Consider the following 25,213-nt stretch of genomic DNA (forward strand, 5'->3'; position numbering starts at 1 on the left):
AATGCCGGAAGCCGTGTACGCTGACCTTTCCCGCTGCATAGGATGCAGGGCCTGCGAACTTGCCTGCGAGCGGGAAAACAAAAGTTCAAGAATTTCCGTAAAAGTACTGAGCGGACTTGCCGCTGCCCCTGTTTCCTGCCGCCAGTGCGAAATCCCCCTCTGCACCGCCCCCTGCCCGAAAGGAGCCCTTAGCTGCGAAAACGGAAAGCTCGAATACGAGGCAGAGAACTGCACAGGCTGCGGGCTCTGCACCCTTGCCTGCCCCTTCGGGACTGCCGTGCTGAGGGCAGGGATAATCGAGCGCTGCAACCTCTGCCCCGGGATGGAAACTCCGGCCTGTGTAGCAACCTGCCCTGCAGGAGCCCTGATTTATACAGAACCCGGGAGCCTGGGAGAAAACATCAGGCAAAGAAGGGCGAAAAGGATGAATAGGGCCCTTGAACCCCCTGCGCCTGCAGGCAGGAGGGCAGAATGATGAAGGAAATGAAGGAGGAAATGCAGGAGGGAATGAAGGAGGAAATGCAGGAGGGAATGAAGAAGGAAATGCAGGAGGGAATGAAGGAGGAAATGCAGGAGGGAATGAAGGAGGAAATGCAGGAGGGAATGAAGGAGGAAATGCAGGAGGGAATGAAGGAGGAAATGATAAGAGGGGATACGAAAGGGGATACGAGCGGAGAGAACTGCAATAAAAAAAAGGTGCTTGCAATCGATGCAGAAAAATGCATTGGGTGCAGGGCCTGCAGTTCTGCCTGTCCTGAAGGGCTGATAGGCCTTTCGGAAGAAGGCGGTAGACGAAACCTTAAATTCCCTGAAAGCTGCAGCCTGGACTGTGAACGCTGTGCCCTTACATGTCCGGAAGAAGCAATAACTTTCGTCTCCGAAGAAGGCAGAAGTCCGGCTTTTTCGGGAAGCAGGACCCTTGCCCTCGGACTCATGGCCTGCAGGAAATGCAGCGCCTCCTTTGCAACCGAAAGGGAGCTTGAGAGAGTCCGGCAGGCCGTTTCCCTGAAGGTCCCGCTCCGGCCCGGAGGGGATTTCTGGATGGAACTCTGTCCTGCGTGCAGGCAAGAGTCCTTCCGGGAAAAAGAAGCAGGGGCCATTCTAAGGGAAAGGAAAATAAAAGGCAACCTGTAACGGAGATAATGAGCAGCCTGTAAGGAAGATTGCAAGGCAGCCGTAAGAAACGGAAGGGAACCTGAGGAAGCCTAGCAGGCAAAAGATACCTGGAACTTTGGCCCCTGCCACCGATCTCCCCCAATTTTTTATTTTTTCCGGACTCCTTCCATCCCCTTTCAGGCTCCTCCAGGGACTTCGTAGATCCGCGTTTAACTGTTTCTATTTAAGAAGAGAAGGGTCTATAAAGGATTGTTATACATATAAATATAGAGTAATGTATATTAAATTAATAGAGATTATTTTTACACTGGCATACACTGCCTGAATGTATCTTCAAAAACGGACGTTCTTCAAAAACGGACGTTTCTGGCCATGGAATTTCTGGTTAGAAAGCATGGGGTGGGAACGTAAGGGAATGAAACGATAAGGGATAGGAAACCGGGGAGTTTGGTATGGAAAGTGGAACTTATAAAAAAATAATGATCGCAACCGACAACTCTGCACTTGGCAGAAAAGCGATTGAAACCGGAATTGTGATGGCAAAACTTAGCGGGGCCAGGGTCTACGCTGTGTATGTGGTAGCCTCGAAAGGTTTTTCCGGAAAGCACCCAAAGGACGTAGGCTGGGAAAAAGCGATGAAGGAGCACCTTCAGGCCGAAGGGAAGGATGCCACGGCCTTTGTGGCAGAAGCCGGGAAAAAGGAAGGGGTAGAAGTTGAACCCGTGATTCTTGAAGGGGACCCCGGAGATGCGATCGTCGAATTTGCAGGAAAGAACGACATCGACCTGATCGTTATCGGGACACAGGGGAAAACAGGGGTCCAGAGATTCCTCCTGGGCAGCGTGGCCGAAAACGTGGTAAGGCATTCAAAGAAAGCTGTGCTGGTAGTAAGGGGCGAAAAAGCTGAATAAAATAAAGTAGGGGCTTTTTCGGGATAGATTGATGTACCTGTCAGGCACTAATAAATTCCGATGACAGGACTTTTCTTCCAGGTGCTGGACTTTGCCCTCCCAATACTTTTTATGATTTTTTTGGGGCTTGTAGGGACTTCCGTGCTTGTGGAACTGGGCCTCATGCAGAAGTTCTCCAGGCTTGCAAGCCCGATTTTTGCCCATACGAACCTGCCAGAGAGCTGCGCTTCGGCTTTTCTGGTATCCATAGGGTCTACTGTGGCCGCAAACAGCATGCTCCTCCAGGAAAAAAACGAGGGCTGCCTGGATGACAGGGAAGTTTTGCTCTGCGCCATCATGAACAGCACTCCTGCCTACGTCAGGGAACTTTTCACCTACCAGATCCCGATCGTGCTCCCGGCCCTCGGGCTTGTCGTGGGTGGATTTTATGCCTTTGTCTTCATAGCAACTGCCATCTTAAAAATCCTGGCAGTTGTCCTTGCAAGCAAACTGTTTCTCAAGGGCAATTCCTGCAGGGTGCCCGAAACCCGGATAAACGGGAAAGTCCCCCTGAAAACCGCAGTCAAAAGGGCTTTTCAGAAAGAGTTCAGGATCTTCCTGAAGATCGCTGCGGTCTACCTGATTGCCACCACCATAGTGTTCTTTCTCAGGGACCGGGGGGCTTTTGAGGTTTTCACAGTACTCCCCCTTGCCGAACTCTTCAAAATCCCTCCCGAGTCCATCGTCCCCCTGACAAGCTATGTAGCAAGCCCGATCCTGGGAATTTCCCTCCTCGGCCCCATGATCCACTCAGGAGGGATAACCTACCTGCAGGCAATGATCGTGCTCATGCTGGGCAGCATGTTCATGCTTCCTATTTTTGCCCTGCGCAGCCAGCTCCCTAAAAAAGTGGCTATATTCGGGCCGCGCCTGGGCTTCCAGATAGTTGCGTACTCCACAGGGATGAGCGTGCTGGTAAGGCTGCTCATCCTGATAGCACTGCTTAGCCTTGCCTCCTGAGAAAAGAAACCGGGAGTAAAACCAAAAATAAAACCGAAAATAAAACCGAAAATAAAACCAAAAATAAAACCAAAAATAAAACCAAAAATAAAACATGGAATAGGACCGGAAAAAGGAAACCGGCGAGAGAAAAAATGAAGCAAAAGAAAGGAAAAGTAGAGAAGACCAAACTAAATATTACTTGTATCTACTAAAAAACAATATTAAAAACAAATCAGTGAACGGGGTTTTTTGAAGGAGGTTAAAATATGTTGGATTTGTTTTTTATCAAATGAATTTGATTTTGAGCGGAACCCGTTCACCAGTTCACAGTGACGATTAAAACCATATATAATCTTTTTGGTATGCACAAAATTGACATCCTTTTTGTGTCAAAAAGGACAGATTTTTCCTACATATTCAGTACTTTTTTTCCACTGAAAACTAATCGAAATTTTACTTATCACCAGAGGGAAAATCCCGGGAATCCTGCAAGAAATATTTTGCCGGAAAAAGAGAAGTAAACCAAAAAGAGGGTTAGGAAGACTCTGGATAAGTATCAATGAATTTTTAGAATTCGAGCTAAATATTAGAAGGAATTCTACAAAGCCATATATATAATAATTAATATAGTATAATCTGGAGCAAGTATGTGCTATGTAGAGCAAGTCTGCATTTGCCTGCATGCATGCACCGATAAAAAGGGCGGGCCTGTGCCGGGGAATGTTTCGGAAAGCTGAAACAGAACACAGGGCCGGTAAGAAAATTAAATTGAGGGATTTGATATGAGAGAGGGAACTTATAAAAAAATAATGGTTGCAACTGACGGTTCGGAACTCTGCAAAAAAGCGGTTGAGGCTGGAGTTGAAATATCCAGACTGAGCGGAGCAAAACTCTACGCCGTATATGTAATTGTACCCACGACCCATTCCGCCAGGGACTTCGGCTGGGAAAAGGCTGCCATGGAACACTTCAGGAACGAAGGAGAAAAAGCCACAGGTTTCGTGGAAGATGCTGCCAAAGCTGCCGGAGTAGAGGTGGAATCCGTACTCATTGAAGGACAACCTGCAGAAAAAATTGTAGAATTTGCGGAACAGAACGACATAGAAATGATCGTTATGGGGTCACTCGGGAAAACCGGACTCGACAGGTTCCTGCTTGGAAGCGTGGCCGAAAACGTGGTAAGGCATGCAAAGACGCCGGTGCTTGTGGTGAGAGGTTAAAACCCCCTAAAACTAAAGCTGAAAACAAGAGAAAAGTTGAATACGGTAAACGGTTCTGTAGAAATCCTCCAAAAAATGGCACCCCTAAATTGAATTGGTACCCGGAAACCAGAATTCAATCATAAGATCCGGACCGGATAAGGTTCGAATACACAGGATTTCTACAAAACCCCGGCAACTTAACCTGAAAACAAAAAAAGATAATTCAGGACCCTGTACCAGGACTTTTCCAGCATTGATACCCGCCCTACCAGATGATTATCCGGGCAGAGCACCCTGGATAGCACTTTTCCATCCGGGTCCCGGATTTTGCTCCCATAATTTTTCTATTTTTATATTTATTTTGAAAAAATCAGGTAGTCCACTGCTTTTTCTATTTGCTTTTCAGGTACCTGCACTCTCACTGGATGCCATAGGCATCCGGCCTTTTCCTAAGTACAATGCAGTGACTAAAAAGTACATCCAGGTGACTGAAAGTGTAGTGAAATAACTAAAAATTAATTTATAGAACTTTAAAATTATACTATAATACTAAAAAGGTAAACTTAGTGACTTAATAACTAATAAGGACAAAAAAATAGAAGTCAGATCACCAGAATGAAGAGTTTAGAAAAAAATAAGGATTCAATTTGAAATAGTGAACTAGCCGTCACAACCTGAAAAACATATTTATCTTTATTATTTTCATTTATTTTGGAGAGGCGCCGCCAGGCAAGCTGGCGGGGTTTTCCGACATAAATTGGATTAAAAACGGTTTCCATGATAAAGAGAAGTATTTCTCAGACCAAGAGAAGTATTTCTCAGACCAGGTGGAGCGTTTTTCCATGTAAAAGAATACGAAAGGTACCATCTTTGGATATTCCGGAATAATTATTCTGGAATAATACAACCAATTAATCAGGACCACAAACAAAAATACTCGCAGGAAATTTAGATCGGATTTCCGGAAAAAAGGGGAGGGAGCCTTAGTAGCTCACACTCCTGGCAGATTGATTATTAACCGATCAAACTCTAACCGATCAAACTCTAATTGACCAAAATATTAACCTATAACGCTCATGTCCGAGACCCGGATCGAAGGCGTGATGATTCCTCCCACTTTCCGGACATCAAAGCCTGCGCCTGTGATGTTCTTGAGGAGATCGAAGGCATTGCCCGAGATCATGAGGGACTTGATGGGCTTGTCGAGGGCTCCGTTCTTGATGGTAAAGGCGTTTCTGGCTTCCACGGAGAAGTCCCCTGAGATTGAGTTTGCGGTGTGGGCGCCGATTACCGTGTTTACGAAAACTCCGGAATCCGTGCCTGCAATTACGTCAGTTTGCGGGTAATCGAGGATGAAATTCCGAAGCCCCACACCCGGCGGGGCCGTGTAAGATGCCCTTGAGCCGTTGCCCGTGCTCTTTAACCCTTCTTTTCCTGCGGTGTAGCTGTCGTAGAGATAGGTTTTCAGCACACCTTTCTCGACCACAGTTGTGCGCTGGGAGGGGATACCTTCGTCGTCCGAAGCAGAGGTTTCCATGCCTGCGTCAATAAGACCGTCATCGTAGATCGAAAGTTCGGGGGCTGTAAGTTCTTCCCCGAGTTTTCCTATAAGGCCTGACCTCCCTTTCTGGACATTGTCAGCATCCAGGGAGGGGGCAAAAGCGTCTTCGATAAGGTCGGCGAAAGCGAAGGGGTGGAAGACAACATCGGTTCTCATGGGCTCGATTTTGATTCCGCCCCTGGACCGGAGGGCAAGTTCGGAAGCCCTTTTCCCGAGAGCTAAAAAGTCAATGTCAAGGGAACGGGAAACGGCAAAGTCGTAAGCTGTGGAGGTCTCCCCGTTTACGGTGATAACGTCCACGAAACCGGACATTCCCGTGGATTCCTCTTCAATTTCGATCCCGTTCGTGTTCAGGATCAGCTGCCTGCTCTTTGCGCGGGTAAAGCCGCCGGAGGTTGGGAGGGTGCCGGGAACTTCCTTTGTGCCTTCAACAAGTTCCAGGGCATAGCCGATGCACTCTTCGAGTTCCATGGCTTCGATCCTTTTATCGAAGATGCCCGATACCTCAGGGTATTTCCCATTAGAGGGAAGGCCCACCCAATCGGGGTCGCTTTCCCGGACCCGGGCTTCTGCAACCGCAATCCTGACAGTGTTTTCAACTTCCTCTGCCGAATTCGTGCTGGCAAAACCAACGGCTCCGTTCACGATGGCGCGGACCCCTATCCCTTCGGATAAGCGGTCCTTTGCACTTTCCAGGGCATCTTTTTTGAAGTTTACCCCGGTAGAATGATTTGAAACATAATAGACTTCGGCTTCTTCAGCCCCTGCTTTTTCAGCAAGGTCCAGGGCCTTTTTTGCAAGCTCGTACATCCTCAGGCACCTCCCACAAGGGCACTGGAAATGGCAAGATGGGGCGAGCCGTCCGACACGGGCACAAGCTGCCCTCCTTTCCCGCACCTGCCTGCAGTCATTTTCAGGTCGTTGCCCACCAGGGCCACGTGGTTCAGGATCTCAAGGGTCTTGCCCGAGAGGGAGACGTCCCTTACGAGCCCGGCAAGTTCGCCGTTCTTGATCAGGTAGCCTTTTTCGGCATTGAACTGGAAAATCCCTTCCCCGGTATTCACCTGGCCGCCCCGGGAGCCTATAAGGTACATCCCGTCCCGGACTTCTTCGAGCATTTCCTCAAACTTTGCGTCTCCGTTATCAATGAAGGTGTTGCTCATCCGGACTATGGGCATGGAATATCCCTGGGCCCTGCAGTTTCCGGGGGTGCCGCCGAGTTTGCCTGCGGTTTCCCTGGAATGGAGGAAGGAGTTAAGGACGCCTTCTTTGATGATCTCGGTCCGGCTGGACTGGACCCCTTCGGCGTCAAAAGGATAGTACCCGAACTCGTGCAGGGTCGGGTCGTCAATGATCGTAACGAGGGGAGATGCGATAAGATCCCCTATCCTGTTTGCAAGAATAGAATCGCCTTCAAGCACCAGGTCGGCCTCCGAGGCATGCCCCACAGCTTCGTGGGCAAAGACCCCTGCAAGTTCCTGGTCAAGCAGCACGGGCATTGTCCCCCCCTTGGGAGTTTTAGCCTTCAGGAGTTCAACTGCGGAACTGCCTGCCTTTTTGGCAAGTTCCAGGACGTTTTCCTTTTCAAAGACCTCATACCCGTATCCAAAGCGACTTTCCCGGCCCGCCTGGTACCCACCGTTTTCGGCGGCCACAGCCGAGACTGCAAAACCGGTATTTAGAAGTTCATAGGCAGATTCCACACCTTCGGAACTCCGGTACTCGATTTTGAATTCGGACTCCATGTACATAACTTTCGTACTGTGGACTCCCTCAACCCGGGCATGGGCTTCAATGCTCTTCAAAAGTTCGACCTTGTCCTCAATAGGAACGTCCCTCGGGTCGATTTTGATCTCCGGGAGCTTGCCCAGCACAGGAGAGTTTACGGCTGCAAGTTCGACCTCTTCTTTCGGGGTGTTCGAGTTCATAGAAAAAGCAAGTTTTGAGGCAGCTGAAACCCCCTTCTTAAGGTCAATTTCCCCCTCAACAGCCGTATAGCCCCAGGAACCCCCGCAGAGGGCCCTTATGCCGGCCCCCCTTGTGAAGTTTCTGGAAATTTCTTCAATCTTTCCGTTGTCCAGGACGATTGAGGTGGAACTGCCCTCAATCACCCTGCAGTCATAAAATTTAATGTCCTGCATAATGTCCTTCATGTTCAGTTCCTGCACCCGAAAAGGTTCATGGCCTGTACGGAAGCGGGCGTTACTTCCGGAATATCAAAACTGAGTTTTGTAATGTTCTTAAGTTTTTCAATGATTGTGTTCTTCCTCGGGCCTATAAGGCTGTGTTCCAGGACTTCCGCAATCGAGGAGACGGGGATGATCTGGATTTTATCCCTGTATCTCTTTTCAATCAGGACATCCGCCTCATTGGCTTTGGGGATGATGACTTTCTTCATGCCGGCCTGGGCTGCAGCCTCAATCTTGTAGGTGACCCCGCCCACAGGCAGGACATCGCCCCTGACCGAAAGAGATCCGGTCATTGCAACTGTCTGGTCCACGGGAATCTTCTCGAATGCCGAGATGACTGCCGTGGCAATGGAAACCGAGGCACTGTCCCCTTCAACACCTTCATACGTCCCCACGAACTGGATGTGGACGTCATGGTTTGTAATGTCGGCACCTGTCATGTTCTTGATGACGGCGGACACGTTCTGGACAGCTTCCTTTGCAATGGCCTTGAGCCTACCCGTGGCAACTATGCGCCCTTCGCCCCCTGACATTGCAGGGGTTACTTCGGATACTATTGGAAGTACGATCCCGGAGTCTCCACCCATAACAGCAAGCCCGTTGACCCTGCCAACGGCTGCGCCGCTTCTCAGGAAAGACGAGTAGTCCCGCTTCTGTTCAAGGTAGCGGTCTGCAAGCTGCTGTTCGATGGACCTGGCTATCCGCTTTGCGGCAAGCACGTGTTCGGTTTTCGTGAGGGGAGCGCCCTCGGAGTGGGCAATGTCTCCTGCCACGCGGACAAGCCCGCCCAGGTCACGGAGTTTCAGGGTAAGGTGGCCTTTCCGGCCTGCACGCCTTCTGGCTTCCCGGATGACTTCTTCTACCGCACCTTCGTCAAAGTGAGGGATGTGCCCGTCCCGGAGGACTTCCTGGGCCACGAAACGGACCAGTTTATTCCGGTTTTCGGGGGTGTCTTCCATGGAATCCCTCATGTAGACCTCATACCCGTAACCCTTGATCCTGGACCTCAGGGCAGGGTGCATCTTCTGCACCGCATCCAGGTTTCCTGCGGAAACCATAATGAAGTCACAGGGGACAGGCTCGGTTTTCACAAGAGCCCCGGAACTCCTCTCGGACTGCCCGGTAATCGGGTACTCCTTTTCCTGGAGCGCAGTCAGGAGGCTCTGCTGGGATTCAAGCCTGAGGGTGTTGATTTCGTCGATGAACAGCACACCCTTGTGGGCCTTGTGGATGTCGCCGGCTTCCACCCTGTCGTGGGCAGGGGTCTCAAGCCCTCCGGACTGGAAGGGGTCGTGCCTGACGTCTCCAAGCAGGGCTCCTGCGTGGGCTCCGGTTGCATCGATGTAGGGTGCGTGTTCCTTGTCAAAATTAGAAACAGCCAGTTTCGGGATCATCATCTCCTCTTTCGGAAGGAACTGGCGGGTAAGCATGAGAATCATGATACCTGCGATGATGCCCCAGAGGAGCTGGCCTACAAAGTAAGAATAAATGATGATGCCTACAACAAAGAGCATCATGAGCATGTTCCGGGCCTGGGCTTTCTTTCTTGCTTCCATCTTGTGAGCCATGACGATTTCTCTGCCCTTCCCGGCCGGGACTTCCCGTATCTTGGGGTTGTTTGCGTCCTCCATGTTCGGATATACAAGGATATCCTTGAGCTCTTCCTTGGGGAGAAGTTCTGCCATAGCCTTTGCGAGCAGGGACTTTCCCGTACCCGGGGTCCCGATCATCATGATGTGGCGCCGCTGGCTGGCCGCCTTCTTGACGACTTCAACCGCATGCTCCTGCCCCAGCACCTGGTCGATCAGGAGTTTCGGGACCTCTATGTTAGAGGTATTCTCGAACTTTTCGAGGTTGATTTCTTCGTCCATTTCAGACTCTTCCAGACTCTGATCAGGCTCAGACCCGGCAGTAACCCCATGGGACTCCGGGCTGGACTCCTGGCCGGATTCCTGACCGGACTTATCCATCTCCTGGTCGGCCGCAGACTCGCCTGTGTTCTGATTGGCCCCGTCGATAATATGGACTGGCTCATCAATCTTTCCGGCAGACTCGTCTATGATCTGATTAGTATTATACTCCATGGTTAGCTCACATATTCTAACGTTATTGGATAGACGTTATCTGTTTGATATATACCTGACGCTTTCTAAAAAATAAAGAACTCAATGAGAAAATGATCGCAAAAGGCTGGATGTTACAGTAACCTCACTTTAATCTCACATAAATGTTACTGCAACCTCAATTATATCTGCGGCTACTTATATAAACATGCAGTATATATAATTAACCTGCCTCCGTATTTATAATATATACGTTTCTTTTGTTATATACGGTTTACTGGTTGTATTTTTTATAAGGAAAATCACTAAAAAAATAAAACCCTGAAATGAAATAGTAAAAAGTTATCCAACCCAAAATGTCAACTGAATCCTCAACTTAAATCCCCGACTCCACAAATCATCCCTACTCTGCAAATCATCCCTACTCTGCAAATCAACAAAATTGACCTTACTCCACAAATAGAGATCGACAGCTATTTAAAAAAATAAAGGGGATTTTTCTCTTATGTCCAGAAACAAGGTAAAAAATCTCCTTCTCCTCAAGCAGATCCATAACGCTGTGGCCCAGATCAAGAAAGGGAAACTGGATAAAGCCCTTGAGACCCTTGACAAAGCCGAGAAGTCCGCAAGGACAGCAAAGTCCACTGATGCCCTCTACTACATTCTTTTCACCCGGGGCGGCATCCTCTACACCGCAAAAGAGTATGACAGCGCCCTGGAAACCTATGGAAAAGCTCTAGAAGTGGGCTCCGAACTCCTCAAAGCCGACCCCGAAAACGCCGACTACCAGCACTACATGGGCACAACCCTCAGCAACATCGGAAACCTCCTCAAAAAGAAAGGCGAAACCCAGGCCGCCGCCGAGTCCTATTCCCACGCCCGGGAGATCTACACCGCCCTCCTTACCCGGGACCCCGAAAACGCCGTCTACCACTCCTACGCCGGCGAAAACCTTAACAATTACGGCGCCCTCCTCACCGAGACCGGCTCCCTCGACACCCTCAACACCGCCTGCGAAGTCCTCTCCGAAGCCGCCGGAATCTACGAAAAACTCCTCTCCGAAAAACCCGACAACCTCGGCTACCAGGCCGAACTTTCCGTCGCCCTCAGCCAGCTCGGCCACTGCATGAAGCAAATAGGCGGAGACAAAACCGAAGAAGCAAAAAAAGCCCTGGAAAAAGCCCTGGAAATGCAGGAAACCCTGCTCACCCAGCAGCCCGAAAACGAAAAAATCAAAGAAGCCATCAATCTAACCCGGGAACGCCTGGAAGGCCTTTAACTTCCGGGCTCGACTCTCTTTTTTCTGATCTCGTACAATCTTTTCCATTAATCTTTTCCATTTTCACCCCCCTCTTTTTGAGCTTAAAATCAATTCCCTGCAACCTTAATTCATTGAGTTTACTCTGACCGAAACCTGTCTGTTATCTACCCATAAACTGGACCCCACGCACTCACCGTTTGCGAAGCAAACGGCGTTTTCCCAAAAATTAAAAAAAGAACAGAATACACACCAAACGACCCAGTGACAGCAGCGACTCAACAGCAACTCAACAACGACTCAACAGCGACTCAAAGACCAGAAGCAGAACCAGAAATGAAACCTGAAATAGATATAAAACGAACCCAAAAAGGCCCGAAAAGTGAAAATAGATCTGACAGGTTCAACCACCCCGGGTCATTCAGCTTCCAGCGACTGAAAAACCGTCCCCCGGAATCCGGAGCCCGGCAAAACCGCTTTTTCTGATTTTGTTCCTTTCCGGCCTCCGGAAAGGAATGTCGGCATCTCAAACTCGCCACCAGTGCTATTACAGGTTATCTCCAGAAAAGAGCAACATGTGCATGTAGAGCAGGATCATCAGCCCGGCCACGATCCCCCATATGAACTGCAAAGTAAAGTAAGAGTAAATGACCAGCCCGAGCACGAAGAGAGTGACCAGGATATTTGCCAGCCTGACCTTCCGCTTCATCCGGGGGTCATGCGGGGTCCCCGCGTCCTCTTCGTTCCGGTCGCACTCCAGGAAATAGCGCTGTTCCTGCCTCATAAGGAAAAGCAGCCTCAGGACAAGAATATCAATAACAATGCCCCAGAGGAGCTGTCCGATGTAGAAAGTGTAGAGAAGGACGGCTGCAAGGAAGATAGCCACGAGTATCCAGTAGGTTTTTTCGTATCTGCTTTTCCCGGAAGGCACGATTCTGCCCCTCGCCGGGATTTCTTCCCTGCCTCTTTCCATCTCTGCCCCCCTGCCCATGCTGAATATTCATCTCTTTGAATAACTGTTGACATGGATGAAAATTCGAGAAACTGGAACTAAAGAAAGATATGGAACTCTGAGAATCTATAATTAACCCTCAAATAATATGGAATGAGGGGGAAGAAGGGATGTGGTGTGAGAATAACTAAGGAAATGTGAGAATAACTAAGGAAAGTACTTTATCCATTATAGCAAAAAAGAGTGAAATGCTGCTTCTTTTATTCCATTTTCATGCTCAGGCCGCTCTCCTTCGTCGAGCGTGAAAAATCTCCGCCTGATACACCTATTTCCCCAGCCCCGGCTGACCGCCTTCAGACAGGTTCAAAAAAAGAGATACGGGAAGTTTTGCTGAAACTCACGCCACGGCTGTTCCGGCCTTATGTGAAGAGGTCGAAGATGTTGCCGAGCATGCTGGTGTCGCCTTTGTAGAATTCGGTGTATTTGCAGCGTTTGCAGGTGACATAGGCGAATTTCTTGTTCTGGACATCGAGGACTTTGCTGATGAAGCCGCCTGTGGCCTGGATCTGGCCGGTTTCGTAGGTGGCGTTTCCGCATTTGGGGCAGGTGAAATTGATATTTGCGCTCATTTTTTGGCCTCTGTAAGGGTTTTTTGAAATTTTGAGACGGTATGAAGAATGAAATAGCTTCACTCTGGCGCTATTTAACATTTTTGCAAAAATTGGGGAAAGGAAAGGGAAACAGAGGGGATGCGGAGGAGATGCGGAGGAGATGCGGAGGGGAAGGAGAGAAAAAGGGAGTCAGGTGGGAATCAGTGCCGGAAAAACCAAAACATATATAAAAAAATAAAATGGACATTTAATATATGTCCAGACCGAACAGACAGAAGGTCGACCTTACCGCACGGAAGATCGACAGGGCTTTTGCTTTTATTAAAGATATGAAATACAACGAGGCGCTGAAACTGCTCTCCGAAGCTGAGGAAGCTGCGGAAGAGTCAGGGGACCCGGGCTCTATGTACGATGCTTTTTTTACGAAAGGGAGTTTCCTGCAGGCTTTAAGGTTTTATTCTGAGGCGCTTCCCTATTATGAGAAGGCGGCAGGAGTGGGTGAGGAGATGCTCAAGAACAGCCCGGAAAACCTCGATTCCTGGGTCCGGGCCGTAGCCGTCAACACCAACCTGGGAGCCCTGCAAAGGCAGATGGGGCAGCAGGAAAAGGCAAGGGAGCCTTTCGAGCGGGCTCTTGAGCTGATGCAACATATCCTCGAAAAAGAGCCTGAAAACCCCGGATACCGGAAACAGTACGGCATGATCCTGAACAACCTGGGGAACCTGTATACGAGTTTCGAGGAATACGAAAAAGCCGAGGAGAGTTTCGGAAGAGCCCTGGAAACCTACGGGAAACTGTTCATAAAAGAGCCGGAGAACAGCAGCTACCTCTATTACTTAGGGACCGCGTACATGAACCTTGGCGTCATGCTGGAAAAAACCGGAAGAAGGGAGGAAGCCGGAGTAAACATGGAAAAAGCCCTGGAAATCCGGGAGAAGCTTCACGAGATCGAACCTGAAAACCCCGAATATGCGAAAGACCTCGAAGTAACCAGGGAGAAACTGAACAAACTTAAAGAAAAAGGGGTTCAGGAAGAATAAGAAGGGAAGCGAATAATAAAAATAAATAATAAATGAATAAAAATAAAAAACGGAAAAGTAATAAGTGGGAGAGTAGAGGGAAAGAGGGAGAGAGCAGGGAATTTTGGGTCAGGAGCCAGCAGGAGAAGCAGCTCCCGAAGTCAGAGAGGATGCAGCAGGCGGGAGTGGAGAAAGAAATATAAAGCCGTGGGGGGTTTCCTTCGCAGGAAAGAAATATTAGAATAGAAGTTAATTACTGCCTAGAGCCATGAAAATAAAAGCTGTAATTACAATTGCAATTATCATCTCAGCGTCCCTGATGGCGGCCAGGTTCACTCCGGGGATCGACATGGAGCAGTTCAGGGAGGGAAAATACATCCACCTTGACCAGGTGGTGATAGAGTTTGACAGGAGCGACGCCGAGATCAACATACATTACCACCTGAGCCCCTTTGCCCAGGTCTACATGTTCCTGTTCGGGAGCAGGCACATGGAACCTAAAATAGAGGAGATATTCTTTGACTTCAAGGAAGTCGACATCCAGAAGATAGGAAGGACCAATGCCAGGATCCAGGTGAAAGGCGTATCAAGACAGAACGATGATTACTACCTCCACGACTCAAGGGAATTCGGGATGCGGCCGGACACCCTTACCCTTGTGTACCCGGACGGGACCATAAGGAACATAGAAAAAGCCAGAGCTACCCCGGACACGTTTTATGCATATACGTGAGCTTTCCCTGCCTGCAGCCCGGAAGCTCTCCTTCACATTTTCATATTTCCTTTCGTACGGCCTGGAAGCTCCCTTCAACCTTCCGTCCAGAAAATTTCCTTCCTTATCCCTTGCTTAAAACTCAATTTTTTAATTCCCTTCTTCTTGAGTTCCGTTTTCCCATTCGGGGCAGACAGTTTCCTTAATTTGCCATGGGTCCCTGAATATGACACAAAACGGATATTTTTGAGACATTTCAGGAACGTATTTAACAGGAAAAGCCCAATTTTTCCCTGATATCGATGGGAAGATTCACGCTGAAATGTCTGAAATGCGGAAGCGAATATGGACAGCAGTACAGGCTCACCTGTGACAATGACGACTCCCTTTTGCGGGCGGACTACCATGAAAAGAAACTGGAGCTAAGAGCCCAGCCGGGCATAGGGAGGTTCCACTCCTGGCTCCCGATCCAGGAAGAGCTCACCACCGAAGCCGGGCCTATAACCTACAAAAGTGAAGCCCTTGCCAGGGAACTCGGGCTTGCGAACCTCTACATTGGCTTTAGCGGGTACTGGCCCGAAAAAGGCGCCTTTATAAAGACCTGCAGTTTTAAGGAACTTGAAGCCCACCCTACCATGCAGCTCTTAAAAGAGACAGGGGGAAAAGCCATTGTACTTGCCTCCGCCGGAAACACGGGGAGGGCTTTTGCCCACGTCTCAGCCCTGACAGGGATAGATGCCTATATCGTGGTCCCTGAATCCGGGATCCGGAAGCTGTGGCTCCCCGAAGAGCCGACAGACTCCATCCACCTTATAAAGATGGCTCCGGGAAATGACTATACCGACGCTATAAACCTCGCAGGCAGGCTTGCAAAACTCCCGGGCATGGTCCCCGAGGGGGGAGCCAGAAACGTCGCCCGCAGGGAAGGAATGGGCACTGTGATGCTTGATGCAGCCGTGACCATAGGGAAGATGCCCGAACACTACTTCCAGGCTGTGGGGAGCGGCACCGGGGGAATTGCAGCCTGGGAAGCTGCACTCCGCCTCAGGGCTGACGGGCGCTTCGGGGACAGGCTGCCGAAACTCCAGCTTACCCAGAACCTGCCTTTTGTACCCATGTACAGGGCCTGGCAGGCAGGGAGAAGGGAAATCATTCCCGAGCTTGACATGAAAGATGCAAAGCGCCAGATCGAGGAGACCTACGCTTCCGTCCTTACCAACAGGGCTCCACCCTACGCCGTCACAGGCGGGCTATACGATGCCCTGGTCGATACCGACGGGACCATGTACGCGGTAACAAAAGAAGAAGCCCTTGAGGCAAAAGCCTTCTTCGAGTCCCTGGAAGGAATCGATATCCTGCCCCCCTCAGCTGTTGCGGCAGCCGCCCTCCTGAAAGCCGTGGAAGCCGGAAATGTCGGAAAAGATGATGTCATCCTCCTGAATATCGCAGGAGGAGGATTTGAACGGCTTAAAGAAGACCTCACACCTTTCCCGATCAAGCCTGTTGCCACAGCCGAAAACCCGGATGTGCCCCTTGAGGAGCTTGTCATCTGAAACTGCCATTGCCATCTGAAACTGCCATTGCCATCTGAAACTGCCATATAGCTATGGAAACGATTGAGAAGAAATAAGGAAAAGGCAGATAAAAAGAAGCAAGCTGAAAAGACCGATAAGAAGAAGCAAGCTGAAAACGAAGAAAAAGAAACGAGCTGAAAAGGTGTGTGCATGACAAACCCGGAAGAAGAAGTAATATCAATCATGAGAAAAGCAGGAATAGACCTTGCCGCAACCCTACCCTGCGACCGCATTAAGAACCTGCTCCCCCTGGTTTCTGAAAACTTCCCCGAGGTAAAGCTGACCAGGGAAGAAAACGGGGTAGGGATCTGTGCCGGAGCCTACCTGGCAGGGGCAAAACCCATGATGTTGATCCAGAGCACGGGGCTCGGAAACATGATCAATGCCCTTGAGTCCCTGAACGTCATCTGCAAAATCCCCCTGCCTGTCCTGACAAGCTGGAGAGGGGTCTACAAAGAAGCCATCGAAGCCCAGGTCCCCTTAGGGGCGCACCTTCCCGGGATCCTGGAAGGGGCAGGAATAGCATATACAATCATAGACAGTCCGGAAAAAATAGGGCTCCTTGAGAATGTCATCCGGGATGCATACGAAAACCTGCGGCCTCACATCGCCCTGGTATCCCCGAAAGCCTGGGAAGTGTCGACCTGTTGTGCCTGGGAAGCCCGGAAGTCCCCGGAGCTGCCAAAGAAAGAAAGGATCTGCAAATTCCGCCTGACCCAGAAAGTCCTCGAACCCCGGATGATCCGGAACGACGCAATCTCCGCAGTTGCTGCCGAACTGGACGGGGAAATCACCGTAACAAACCTCGGAGTCCCCTGCAAGGAACTCTACGCTGCAAGGGACCGGGACCTTAACTTCTACATGTTCGGCTCCATGGGGCTCGCCTCCTCCATCGGCCTCGGCCTGGCCCTGCGCACGGACAGGAAGGTAGTTGTTTTCGACGGGGACGGAAGCCTCCTTATGAACCCGAACGCCCTCCTGGAAGTCGGGAAGGAAGCCCCGAAAAACCTAGTTATCGTATCCCTGGACAACGGCGCCTACGGCTCCACAGGCTCCCAGGAAACCTGTGCGCTTCGCTACATTGACCTGGAAATCCTAGCAAACGCCTGCGGGATCCAGAACACGCATAAGGTAAACACGGAAGAGGAGCTCGTATACGTGTACAAAGATTCCCTGAATGCCAGGCAGACCTCCTTTATCCACGTAATCCTCAAGCCCGGAAACACAAATGCCCCAAATATCCCCATGAGCCCTGAAGAAGTCACAAAACGCTTCCTTGAAGCGTTAAAAGAAAATGCAGGTAAAGCAGAAAATAAGGTTTAAACCTTATTTTCCTTACCTGAATTCTTAAGTTATTTCCTTACATTAACTTCTTACATTAACTTCTTACCTTAATTTCTTACATTAACTTCTTACATTAACTTCTTACATTAACTTCTTACATTAACTTCTTACATTAACTTCTTACATTAACTTCTTCAGCTGTCTCTCCAGCTTATTTTTTCCACAGGTTCTTTGAGCCTGAAAGTCCCTGCAAGGACTTGTTCTTTGAGCTCCTCTGCAGCTTTTTCCGCCCTGGCGCGGTCAGACTGTCGCAGGGTGACCTTGATGTCCCTCAGGCACCCGCCGGTCGCGCAGCGGACTGAACCCAGGTTTGCACTGAAAGTTTCTCCCCTGCACCTTGAGAGGCAGAGCCCGCAGTTAAAGCAGAGGGAGCTTGAATGGACTGCCCGGTTATCCTCTGCACGGGAAACAGCCCCCATGGGGCAGGCTTCTTCAACCAGGCAGGTCTTGCATTTCAGGCACTTTTCCGGTTCATACCGGACCGTCAGGTCAACGCCGTCCCAGACGTCCCCGTAGCTGATCTCGCAAAGAGGCAGCCTGCCTGCGACGTCGACCAGCTTGAGGGGGATTTCCCGGTCAAGCTTCAGGATGTTATCCAGCATACCCTGGTTGAGGACAGGGATTGGGACTGCCCAGGTGTTGATAATTTCCGGGCCTGCGGAAGTTGCAAAGCCTCCCATGTACTCGGGGGTCATGCCGTGCAGGTCCGCAAACCCCGCAAGGTTCGGGTTATCCGGCGAGCTCCGGGTGCCTGAGCCGGTAACGAATCCTTCGGCCCCGTTGATGAGCACCCTGGTCCCTATGCCTATTGTCTCGAGCTTGGGGTCGTTTTCGATGGGGTTTAACTCGCCGCAGCCGCAGAAGGTCATCTCCCTGAATTCCCCTTCAAAAGGCAGGGCGTGGAAAATAGTATTTAGAGGCTCTTTTCCGGGATTTACGAATGCCCGGTAGTTCTTGAAGGCATGCCTGGTTGCATAGAGCCGCGCAAAGGGCATTTCAAAAAGCCCGGTCTCGACGGAAAAGCGGTCGCCTCCGCTCGTGCTGACATCCACGGTTATGTTCTTTCCTTCCACAAGCTCCCGTAAGAGGTGCCCGCCTCCGTAACGGGGATCCGACTCACTGTGAGCGGTCCCGAGCACGATAAGGTCCAGGACACCGAGCCTTTCGTTAGGGCAGGGGCCCACAACTGCCGGCACCCCGTTTAACAGGACTTCCGAAGCCCTGACAAAAGAATCCGGTTCCGAAACTTTGAAAGAAAGGACCGCGTAAGTCCCGCTCATGATCCCACGGGTGGCAGTGGTTACCACATCCACATCTTCAAGCCCGAGCTCCTCCCCTGCCCGGACCCTCTCGGAAATTTCCGCCGCCGTAAGGACTACGGCTTCCCCTGAATCTATTTTCGCCTGGATTTCCGGAATAGTCCGGCTTTTCCCTGAGTTATCGGATGTTCCTTTCATGTTACCCTAAGCCGAAAGTATTGTTTTCATCCTATTTTAGAGCCGGGGTCACAGCACCAGAAATATTAAGAGACAATGATTAAGAGACAGAAGTTTCAGAAAAGATGTATAAATAGGGGGAAATCTGTCGAAGTTTTTTGATAGATGAGACAAATATTCTGAGCCTGAAAATCTCGATAGAAAGCGTGAAAAAAAAGACTTTATAGTTTGTGTAAAATTTTTTACATTTGGAAGGCCAGATTCGAGTAGAAAAAGCCCGGATCACCCAAAACTTATATAAATGATGATGCGTACTATGGTGTTGCACTTCGGTGCGAGAGACATATCATCTGCAACAAGGGCTCGTGGTCTAGACGGTTATGACGTCGCCTTGACATGGCGGAGGTCCTGAGTTCGAATCTCAGCGGGCCCACTCCAAAACTTCCCGGAGCTGTTTCCGGGAAGTAAAAACAGCAAAAGTAAATCCACTATTGGACCATTTTTAACAAGGATTTCCAGAATAGTGGTTTACATCCGTTTGCCCAGGTAGCTCAGTGGGAGAGCGCTGCCCTGAAGAGGCAGTTGTCCCCGGTTCGAATCCGGGTCTGGGCACCAGAGAACATCAGTAGTGTAGCGGTTATCACCGGGCGTTGCCAACGCTCGAACCCGGGTTCGAATCCCGGCTGGTGTATAACTTTTTTACAACTTCCGTTATTCAAATTTATGTGCATTAAACAAATGTACATTCATTAAAAAGAGTAACGGGGACACAAGCATAGAGGGCTCGTGGTCTAGACGGTTATGACGTCGCCTTGACATGGCGGAGGTCCTGAGTTCGAATCTCAGCGGGCCCACTCCAAAACTTCCCGGAGTTTTTTCCGGGAAGTAAAAACAGTAAATCCACTACCGGACCTTTTTAACAAACTTTGCCAGGATAGTGGTTTACATCCGTTTGCCCAGGTAGCTCAGTGGGAGAGCGCTGCCCTGAAGAGGCAGTTGTCCCCGGTTCGAATCCGGGTCTGGGCACCAGAGAACATCAGTAGTGTAGCGGTCATCACCGGGCGTTGCCAACGCTCGAACCCGGGTTCGAATCCCGGCTGGTGTATAACTTTTCTCTAATGTTTTCCGAATATTTTTATGGCATTTCACATGAGTTTTTCTTTTGAAAACGTTAGTATTAAGCCCTTATTTTTGAACCACTTATATCCAAAACACCAATTTCCAAAACGCTTATTTTCAAAATCCATTAAGCTCGAAAAACATCATATATTAAAACATTTCCCCGGGATATTCTTCTTCGCCTGAAATATTATAAAATTCACAGACTTTTCTCTTAATATTGACTATTTTGGGAAAATTTCCCCCACAACCCTCCAAAAATGAATGTTCTGATTGGTTTTCGCATCCGGCCTCAAGCGACATCAGGGTCAATGTTAACATCCGTTGCCCTGGAAAAATATGGATTGAGCACCCCATTGTACAGGAAAACCATAAATGTCAACCAAAGAATGGTCAACCAAAACATTAATTAAAACAAAAAATCATTATAATTATTGGATATAAATCTCGAAAAGACAAAAGAGTCTGCTTGGAGAGGTCTATACCCACCTGTGTTGCAAACCTGAAAAATCGTAAGGAGATCTGAAAATGCCAGGAAAGTTCCAGAAAAGAAATGCAGAGCGCAAAGGCATCAGAAAAGAATATGAACTGGAGCAGAAGTTAATAAAGGAAATCGTGGACGAAATTCAGGTAAGCGGCGGTGGATCTACAAAGTGAGTAAAAAAGTACACATAACAATTCAAGCCGGAAATGTTTCCGAGCAGACCGTAGAGGTAGAAGATAACTCTACCTACGAAGACCTGCTTGACGCACTGAAAATTAATCAGGAAACCGTACTTGTATTAAATGAAGGGAATGCTGTCCCCCTGGACGGGGCAATAACTTCCGACAGACTCACGATCCTGAGAGTTGTTACAGGTGGCTGACCTGCCCAAGGCAGAACCCCCTTCTTTACTACATTTTCTTTTTACCAGAACTATAAAGCCGTGAGCTAGCAGCATCCTTTTTCTGCAACGTCACCAGTTCCCGGATCCCATTAATAGTCAAGGGGCATAACTTTCAGGAAGATCCGGAAAAAGAATGTGAAGGCCATTTTTAAAAGCTCATTCTTAAAAGCTCATTCTTAAAAGCTCATTCTTAAAAGCTCATATTTAAGAGTTTTTTGGGCTCTTCGTTGTTTTGTGTGTGTAGCCATCACAAAACCAATATGGTCTTGAATTGAAAATCATCTTACCCACGGAGAATGACGAAGAGCCGTTTTTTGTAAAAAAGAGTTGTTTTTTACTTTTCCTGTGTTGTCATTTATGCAGACATCTAGAAAAGAGAACCAGAATAAAATCCGCATGCAGGCACTGAGAAAAAGTGATCCGAATAAAATCCGTATGCAGACACTGAGAAAAAGTGATCAGAACAGAAATTCGTATGCAGGCCTGTAGAAAAGACTGCAAGAGGAGAATCTTGTAGGATTGGAACGATTTGAGAGGATTTGACTCCATAATGGAAGAATTCCCAGGGGAATTGCCTGCCATTATGAGAGCGAATCCTTACCCATTGCAGATGCCTCACTTTGAAGGAGCAAGAGGCACTTTTTTGCTCATGACCTTCAATTTCTTGATTGCAGAGATGGTTGCCTGAGATTCCTTGTAGATTTTGTCTTCATAGTAGCTGATTATCTCATCAACCGGAGCCGCAAGGGAATAGATCTTTATCGGACGCCCTTTGCCAGGCTTCTTTTCCGAGCGCACATTGACCCATGACTGGTTGCGCATCAGCCTCATTGCAAGGCTTACTTCTGGCTGCCGGAGTCCGGTACTGATTTCTATTTCACGGGATGATGCTTCGTCCACATTCATAAGATATGCCATTGTTGTGGCGACATTTCTTGACATACCAAGATTCCTTAACGTTTCAATAAAAATGTGGTCATTCTCGTCCAGCACTTTTACTTCATAGTCTTTCATGATAACCCCTTCATACTGTTGTTTAAACACCCTTTAATGTTAGCTAAAAATATCATGGAAATTATATTTAGACCTTTAAGATATAGAGATATAACTACCATTTTAGAGCTAACAAAAGTTATCTAATTTTTAAATTAGATATATTTATACAGTAAATAACCCCGTTTTGCCGTATTTAAGACATTAAAAAACGTTTTTACAATCCCGCGGATTGTCCTTCCTTCTGAGTCCAACAGCCGATTATCAAAACAAATATTATATTTTTATAACCGGTTTCTAAATCCCCGTTTTTATAGATAGATTGGACGAAACGTATTGGCCTAACAATAAAACCTGTATACGTATATAATTAGAAGGTTATTCATCTCCAACAAATAATAATGTACTCATACTATTTAAAGTTGTATATATTAACAAGGAATTTAAAAACCATATGCCCCTCTCAATAAGGAAAAAATATGAAAAAAAATGACAAATTTACGCAGCATAATGAGGGCCATATGAAGATAAAAATTGCCCGATTCATTGAAAAAATATTAAAAAATACGCCAGTCAATATATTATAAATGATTTACCAAAATACATGATATCAAGCGGGCTGCCCCACAAAAAATCCACTTGCCATTCAATATTCCTGTTGTCCACTGAAAATTCACCTAACATTGGCAAAAATTCACCTGCTGTCAATTAAAAATTCACCTGTTATCCACTGAAAGTTCACCTTTTATCCACTAAAAGTTTACATGTAATCAGTAAAAATTCATATGTTAACACTAGAAGTTCACCTATTGTTCACAGAAAACTCAGTATTTTCAACAAAAATATAGAGTTTCCCGTAATAGCCTCTTCAGGTTTACTGAAGCTCAACCAGTTCCGCTTGAATAGTAAAGCCGTCGCTGAAAAAGCTCCAGTTATCACTGGAAAAGTTCAGGTCTTCATCGAAAAAGCTTCAGTCGTCACTGAAATACTTTTTAGCCAGGAGACCTGCACTTGAACCCGTAAGCACCAGGAGGAAGAAAGCAATGACCATTCCTTCGGTTGTGAAGTCCTGCCAAGAGTGCACCGAAGCCCATAGCCCGCTTCTTGTGACAAAGGTCGAAAAGATGACCAGGACAAAAGATACCAGTGCGAGGAGGGGGAGCATGAAACCGTATTCCCCTTGAGGGTACCTGAGCTTTGCATGCAGATAGGCAGTCGCGGCAATCCAGGGAATCAGGGAAGAGGTCTCCACGGGATCCCAGGTCCAGTACCAGGCACCCCAGCCCAGTACTTCGTACGCCCAGAAACCTCCGAAACCAATCCCCAGGGTAAGGAAGAGCCAGGAAAAACGCATCCACCCGGAAGCGACCCTTTCCCACCTTTTATCATCCAGGACAAGCCCCGCGATTGCAGCCGAAAACGGCAGGGTGAAAGCAGCATAGCCCAGGAACAGGACTGGAGGATGGACTGCCATCCAGGGATTCCGAAGCAGGGGGTTCATGCCCTGCCCGTAGGGAACGTAAAAAGGCTCTACAAATGGGTTCCAGTTCGTGACCTCAGGTATCCCCGAACCCGGAAAATAGTACATGGAAAAAGGGTTCTTCAACACGAGGAGCAGCAGGAAGGCAGAGGTGACAAAGAGCACGACTGACCTCATGAGGTCAAAAAACTTCGTGTCCCTCAGAGCTTTCCCGTTGCCTGTGAAACGTGTCACTGCAAGCATTATGAAAATGAAAGCAGTCCAGAGTAAAAATGAACCTTCCTGGCCAGCCCAGAGGGCCGAGAGCTGGTAGTGCCAGGATAAATCGGTGCTGGAGTGCTGAAAGACATAAGCATATTCCGTATCCACCGAGAGCAGGTGGTGGGTAAGGAGCAGGGTAGCAGCTACAATTCCCACCCCTGCCGCAAGCTCAAGCTTTTCGGAGAGGGCTTTTAATTTCCGATCCCCCCTGAAGTAGTAAAACAGGGACGTTAAAAACGCCAGCAGCCCGGCAGCACCTGCCGCCCAGATAAGCACCATCCCGGTATTCATACAATCACCATCCTCACACCTGCATCATCCGTTTTTCTTTTTCCCAACCTGCTTCTTCTTGCCATCATTCCCCGTAGAACCTTTTTCTGAGGAAAGTAATTCCGATACGAAAATGAGCGCCATACCGAGCACCATGATATAAAACCCGCCCCAGAGGGAGGTCATGAAAGGCACCTTCCGGACATAGAGGTCCACAGTCCCTGCTTTTGTGTCAACCGATTTGGGGGCGATGAAGAGTTCTTCCAAGAGCCCCCTGTGGATGTAAGTCTCGGTGTAGGACTGCCCCCATTTGTAGTCACTTATATATTTGACCTGGCCGTGCTCAAAAAAACGGCCCCACCTGTACACGTCAAAATCAACCGTGCTCACGTAAGCCGAACCCGGGTATCCAGAAAAGGGTTTCCCTTCTATCCCTGAAGAGATATCCGTAACATGAATGCTGTACCCCATAGACTCAAAAGTGCCCACATCTCCCATAGGGATTACAGCAGAGTCCTCCCTATCCAGGTTCGTGCTGAACACGATCCCAAGCAGGAGCAGGATAACCCCGAGGTGTATAATATGAGAGCCAGCCCTCTTCAGTTTCCCCTTTAAGGTCCGGTCCCCGAAAGAAAGCAGCCTGTATACTACCGCAAAAAGGGCTGCTGCAAGGAGGGGAAAGGCGATGTTTATCGGCATGCTTGAAAAGGGGGAAAAAAGAGCCGAAAGCGCTGAACCTGCAATGCCAAGCCCGAGGACTGCAATGCTCTCTTTTTTTCCTGCTGCCCCCATCAGGAGGCAGAGGGTCAGCAGCATGACCAGGGCCAGGACCGGAAGAGCCGTCCTTCCATTAAAATAAGCAGCATCAAGCAGGATTTTTTCCCCTGTTGCAACCCTCACGAGAAAAGGGGTCAAAAGCCCCATAGCAACCAGGGCTGCCAGCAGTACCAGAACGGATACGGTCGCAAGCATGGTGTTGCGAACTGTGAGGACTTCATCTATTTTTTTCATGGAAAACCTTGAAAAACGCGATTTTAAATTACAGTTTAACAGAATAAATGTCATCAGGCAGGAATTAATACTAACTCAAGCCAATTATTTAAACATACCTGAAAAAAATATAAGAATTTTCAGGAAGAGACCCGGGAAAACCGGGAATTTTAAGCTCCGTCAAGCAATCACACAAAAAATAAAAAGGATAAGGGTGTGGAAGGAAGTTAAAATCCTGCCCTCCAGGAAAATAAAATAGGAACTAGCGAGTTGATACTTACGAT

General features: G+C 48.6%; 25 protein-coding genes and 6 tRNA genes. 21 read left to right on the forward strand and 10 right to left on the reverse strand.

The genetic code is table 11. The features are described from left to right. Position 1: 1 nt before the first annotated feature. The 5 genes from FTO70_RS12200 to FTO70_RS12220 all read left to right on the forward strand — a co-directional run bounded on the left by FTO70_RS12200 (position 2) and on the right by FTO70_RS12220 (position 4,228). Positions 2-475 (forward strand): 4Fe-4S binding protein, encoded by a 474-nt coding sequence (locus FTO70_RS12200; protein WP_255336037.1) that lies wholly within the window; start codon positions 2-4, stop codon positions 473-475. Beyond that, positions 475-1,134 carry a 4Fe-4S dicluster domain-containing protein gene (locus FTO70_RS12205; protein WP_255336038.1) on the forward strand — a complete coding sequence of 220 codons (660 nt, stop codon included), beginning with the start codon at positions 475-477 and terminating at the stop codon, positions 1,132-1,134. Before FTO70_RS12200 ends, FTO70_RS12205 begins: the two co-directional genes overlap by 1 nt. A 434-nt stretch (positions 1,135-1,568) precedes the next feature. Beyond that, positions 1,569-2,027, forward strand: a complete 459-nt coding sequence (locus FTO70_RS12210) for a universal stress protein (RefSeq protein WP_255336039.1) — start codon at positions 1,569-1,571, stop codon at positions 2,025-2,027. A gap of 60 nt (positions 2,028-2,087) precedes the next feature. Beyond that, complete coding sequence (locus tag FTO70_RS12215) at positions 2,088-3,026, forward strand: nucleoside recognition domain-containing protein (protein ID WP_255336040.1); 939 nt, start codon at positions 2,088-2,090, stop codon at positions 3,024-3,026. A 764-nt stretch (positions 3,027-3,790) separates the two neighbouring features. After that, positions 3,791-4,228: a universal stress protein gene (locus FTO70_RS12220; RefSeq protein WP_255336041.1), complete on the forward strand. Its 438-nt coding sequence runs from the start codon at positions 3,791-3,793 to the stop codon at positions 4,226-4,228. A 1,042-nt stretch (positions 4,229-5,270) separates the two neighbouring features. Here FTO70_RS12220 and FTO70_RS12225 read toward each other — a convergent pair. The 3 genes from FTO70_RS12225 to lonB are packed head-to-tail and all read right to left on the reverse strand — an operon-like array spanning position 5,271 to position 10,044. Then, positions 5,271-6,581, reverse strand: a complete 1,311-nt coding sequence (locus FTO70_RS12225) for a TldD/PmbA family protein (RefSeq protein WP_255336042.1) — start codon at positions 6,579-6,581, stop codon at positions 5,271-5,273. A 2-nt stretch (positions 6,582-6,583) separates the two neighbouring features. After that, positions 6,584-7,924, reverse strand: coding sequence for a TldD/PmbA family protein (locus FTO70_RS12230; protein WP_255336043.1), 1,341 nt, complete (start codon positions 7,922-7,924; stop codon positions 6,584-6,586). A 2-nt stretch (positions 7,925-7,926) separates the two neighbouring features. Continuing rightward, positions 7,927-10,044 carry an ATP-dependent protease LonB gene (gene lonB / locus FTO70_RS12235; RefSeq protein WP_255336044.1) on the reverse strand — a complete coding sequence of 706 codons (2,118 nt, stop codon included), beginning with the start codon at positions 10,042-10,044 and terminating at the stop codon, positions 7,927-7,929. A gap of 484 nt (positions 10,045-10,528) precedes the next feature. Between lonB and FTO70_RS12240 the strand changes: the two genes are divergently transcribed. Then, entirely contained in the window at positions 10,529-11,302 is a 774-nt protein-coding gene (locus FTO70_RS12240; RefSeq protein WP_255336045.1) for a tetratricopeptide repeat protein, read from the forward strand. 526 nt (positions 11,303-11,828) lie between these two features. Here FTO70_RS12240 and FTO70_RS12245 read toward each other — a convergent pair. After that, positions 11,829-12,254, reverse strand: a complete 426-nt coding sequence (locus FTO70_RS12245; protein WP_255336046.1) for a hypothetical protein — start codon at positions 12,252-12,254, stop codon at positions 11,829-11,831. 398 nt (positions 12,255-12,652) lie between these two features. Then, positions 12,653-12,862 carry a zinc ribbon domain-containing protein gene (locus FTO70_RS12250; RefSeq protein WP_255336047.1) on the reverse strand — a complete coding sequence of 70 codons (210 nt, stop codon included), beginning with the start codon at positions 12,860-12,862 and terminating at the stop codon, positions 12,653-12,655. Positions 12,863-12,903: 41 nt separating this feature from the next. Here FTO70_RS12250 and FTO70_RS12255 point away from each other — a divergent pair, with 41 nt between their 5' ends. The 6 genes from FTO70_RS12255 (at position 12,904) to comE (ending at position 17,472) form a co-directional block, all read left to right on the forward strand. Next, positions 12,904-13,074, forward strand: coding sequence for a hypothetical protein (locus FTO70_RS12255; protein WP_255336048.1), 171 nt, complete (start codon positions 12,904-12,906; stop codon positions 13,072-13,074). Positions 13,075-13,098: 24 nt separating this feature from the next. Next, positions 13,099-13,884: a tetratricopeptide repeat protein gene (locus FTO70_RS12260; RefSeq protein ID WP_255336049.1), complete on the forward strand. Its 786-nt coding sequence runs from the start codon at positions 13,099-13,101 to the stop codon at positions 13,882-13,884. A gap of 32 nt (positions 13,885-13,916) precedes the next feature. After that, positions 13,917-14,066 (forward strand): hypothetical protein, encoded by a 150-nt coding sequence (locus FTO70_RS12265; RefSeq protein WP_255336050.1) that lies wholly within the window; start codon positions 13,917-13,919, stop codon positions 14,064-14,066. A gap of 65 nt (positions 14,067-14,131) precedes the next feature. After that, positions 14,132-14,596, forward strand: coding sequence for a hypothetical protein (locus FTO70_RS12270; protein WP_255336051.1), 465 nt, complete (start codon positions 14,132-14,134; stop codon positions 14,594-14,596). A gap of 281 nt (positions 14,597-14,877) precedes the next feature. Then, positions 14,878-16,128, forward strand: a complete 1,251-nt coding sequence (locus FTO70_RS12275) for a cysteate synthase (RefSeq protein ID WP_255336052.1) — start codon at positions 14,878-14,880, stop codon at positions 16,126-16,128. Positions 16,129-16,299: 171 nt separating this feature from the next. After that, complete coding sequence (gene comE / locus FTO70_RS12280) at positions 16,300-17,472, forward strand: sulfopyruvate decarboxylase subunit beta (RefSeq protein WP_255336053.1); 1,173 nt, start codon at positions 16,300-16,302, stop codon at positions 17,470-17,472. Between the two features lie 155 nt (positions 17,473-17,627). Here comE and FTO70_RS12285 read toward each other — a convergent pair whose 3' ends face one another. After that, positions 17,628-18,950: a methanogenesis marker 16 metalloprotein gene (locus FTO70_RS12285; protein WP_255336054.1), complete on the reverse strand. Its 1,323-nt coding sequence runs from the start codon at positions 18,948-18,950 to the stop codon at positions 17,628-17,630. A 338-nt stretch (positions 18,951-19,288) separates the two neighbouring features. On the opposite strand from FTO70_RS12285, the gene FTO70_RS12290 reads away from it, so the two are divergent. The 6 genes from FTO70_RS12290 to FTO70_RS12315 all read left to right on the forward strand — a co-directional run bounded on the left by FTO70_RS12290 (position 19,289) and on the right by FTO70_RS12315 (position 20,034). Beyond that, positions 19,289-19,362 (forward strand) — tRNA-Val (locus FTO70_RS12290). Positions 19,363-19,469: 107 nt separating this feature from the next. Continuing rightward, positions 19,470-19,544, forward strand: a tRNA-Phe gene (locus FTO70_RS12295). A gap of 4 nt (positions 19,545-19,548) precedes the next feature. Beyond that, positions 19,549-19,620 (forward strand) — tRNA-Gly (locus FTO70_RS12300). Between the two features lie 89 nt (positions 19,621-19,709). Continuing rightward, positions 19,710-19,783 (forward strand) — tRNA-Val (locus FTO70_RS12305). Between the two features lie 100 nt (positions 19,784-19,883). Next, positions 19,884-19,958: transfer RNA gene (locus FTO70_RS12310), tRNA-Phe, on the forward strand. Between the two features lie 4 nt (positions 19,959-19,962). Beyond that, a tRNA-Gly gene (locus tag FTO70_RS12315) sits at positions 19,963-20,034 on the forward strand. A 164-nt stretch (positions 20,035-20,198) separates the two neighbouring features. Here FTO70_RS12315 and FTO70_RS12320 read toward each other — a convergent pair. After that, on the reverse strand, positions 20,199-20,369 hold the full coding sequence (locus tag FTO70_RS12320) for a hypothetical protein (RefSeq protein WP_255336055.1): 171 nt from the start codon (positions 20,367-20,369) through the stop codon (positions 20,199-20,201). Between the two features lie 207 nt (positions 20,370-20,576). On the opposite strand from FTO70_RS12320, the gene FTO70_RS12325 reads away from it, so the two are divergent. Both FTO70_RS12325 and FTO70_RS12330 read left to right on the forward strand, forming a co-directional pair. After that, the gene (locus FTO70_RS12325; protein WP_255336056.1) at positions 20,577-20,705 is read left to right on the forward strand and encodes a hypothetical protein; all 129 of its coding nucleotides are present in this window, start codon (positions 20,577-20,579) and stop codon (positions 20,703-20,705) included. After that, entirely contained in the window at positions 20,702-20,914 is a 213-nt protein-coding gene (locus tag FTO70_RS12330; protein ID WP_255336057.1) for a MoaD/ThiS family protein, read from the forward strand. The genes FTO70_RS12325 and FTO70_RS12330 overlap by 4 nt, the downstream gene beginning before the upstream one ends. Positions 20,915-21,550: 636 nt before the next feature. Here the strand turns inward: FTO70_RS12330 and FTO70_RS12335 are convergent. From FTO70_RS12335 to FTO70_RS12345, 3 genes are all read right to left on the reverse strand, one after another. Beyond that, a complete protein-coding gene (locus FTO70_RS12335; RefSeq protein ID WP_255336058.1) occupies positions 21,551-21,949 on the reverse strand; it encodes a transcriptional regulator protein in 399 nt (132 codons plus the stop codon). 949 nt (positions 21,950-22,898) lie between these two features. Further along, positions 22,899-23,960 carry a cytochrome c biogenesis protein CcsA gene (gene ccsA / locus FTO70_RS12340; RefSeq protein ID WP_255336059.1) on the reverse strand — a complete coding sequence of 354 codons (1,062 nt, stop codon included), beginning with the start codon at positions 23,958-23,960 and terminating at the stop codon, positions 22,899-22,901. 24 nt (positions 23,961-23,984) lie between these two features. Then, the gene (locus FTO70_RS12345) at positions 23,985-24,950 is read right to left on the reverse strand and encodes a cytochrome c-type biogenesis CcmF C-terminal domain-containing protein (RefSeq protein WP_255336060.1); all 966 of its coding nucleotides are present in this window, start codon (positions 24,948-24,950) and stop codon (positions 23,985-23,987) included. Between FTO70_RS12345 and FTO70_RS12350 the strand changes: the two genes are divergently transcribed. Continuing rightward, complete coding sequence (locus tag FTO70_RS12350; protein WP_255336061.1) at positions 24,949-25,188, forward strand: hypothetical protein; 240 nt, start codon at positions 24,949-24,951, stop codon at positions 25,186-25,188. The two genes, FTO70_RS12345 and FTO70_RS12350, sit on opposite strands and share 2 nt — an antisense overlap. Positions 25,189-25,213 lie beyond the last annotated feature (25 nt).

Origin of the sequence: Methanosarcina sp. KYL-1 (assembly GCF_024372725.1) — an archaeon.
In the GTDB taxonomy this organism is placed as follows: Archaea; Halobacteriota; Methanosarcinia; order Methanosarcinales; family Methanosarcinaceae; genus Methanosarcina.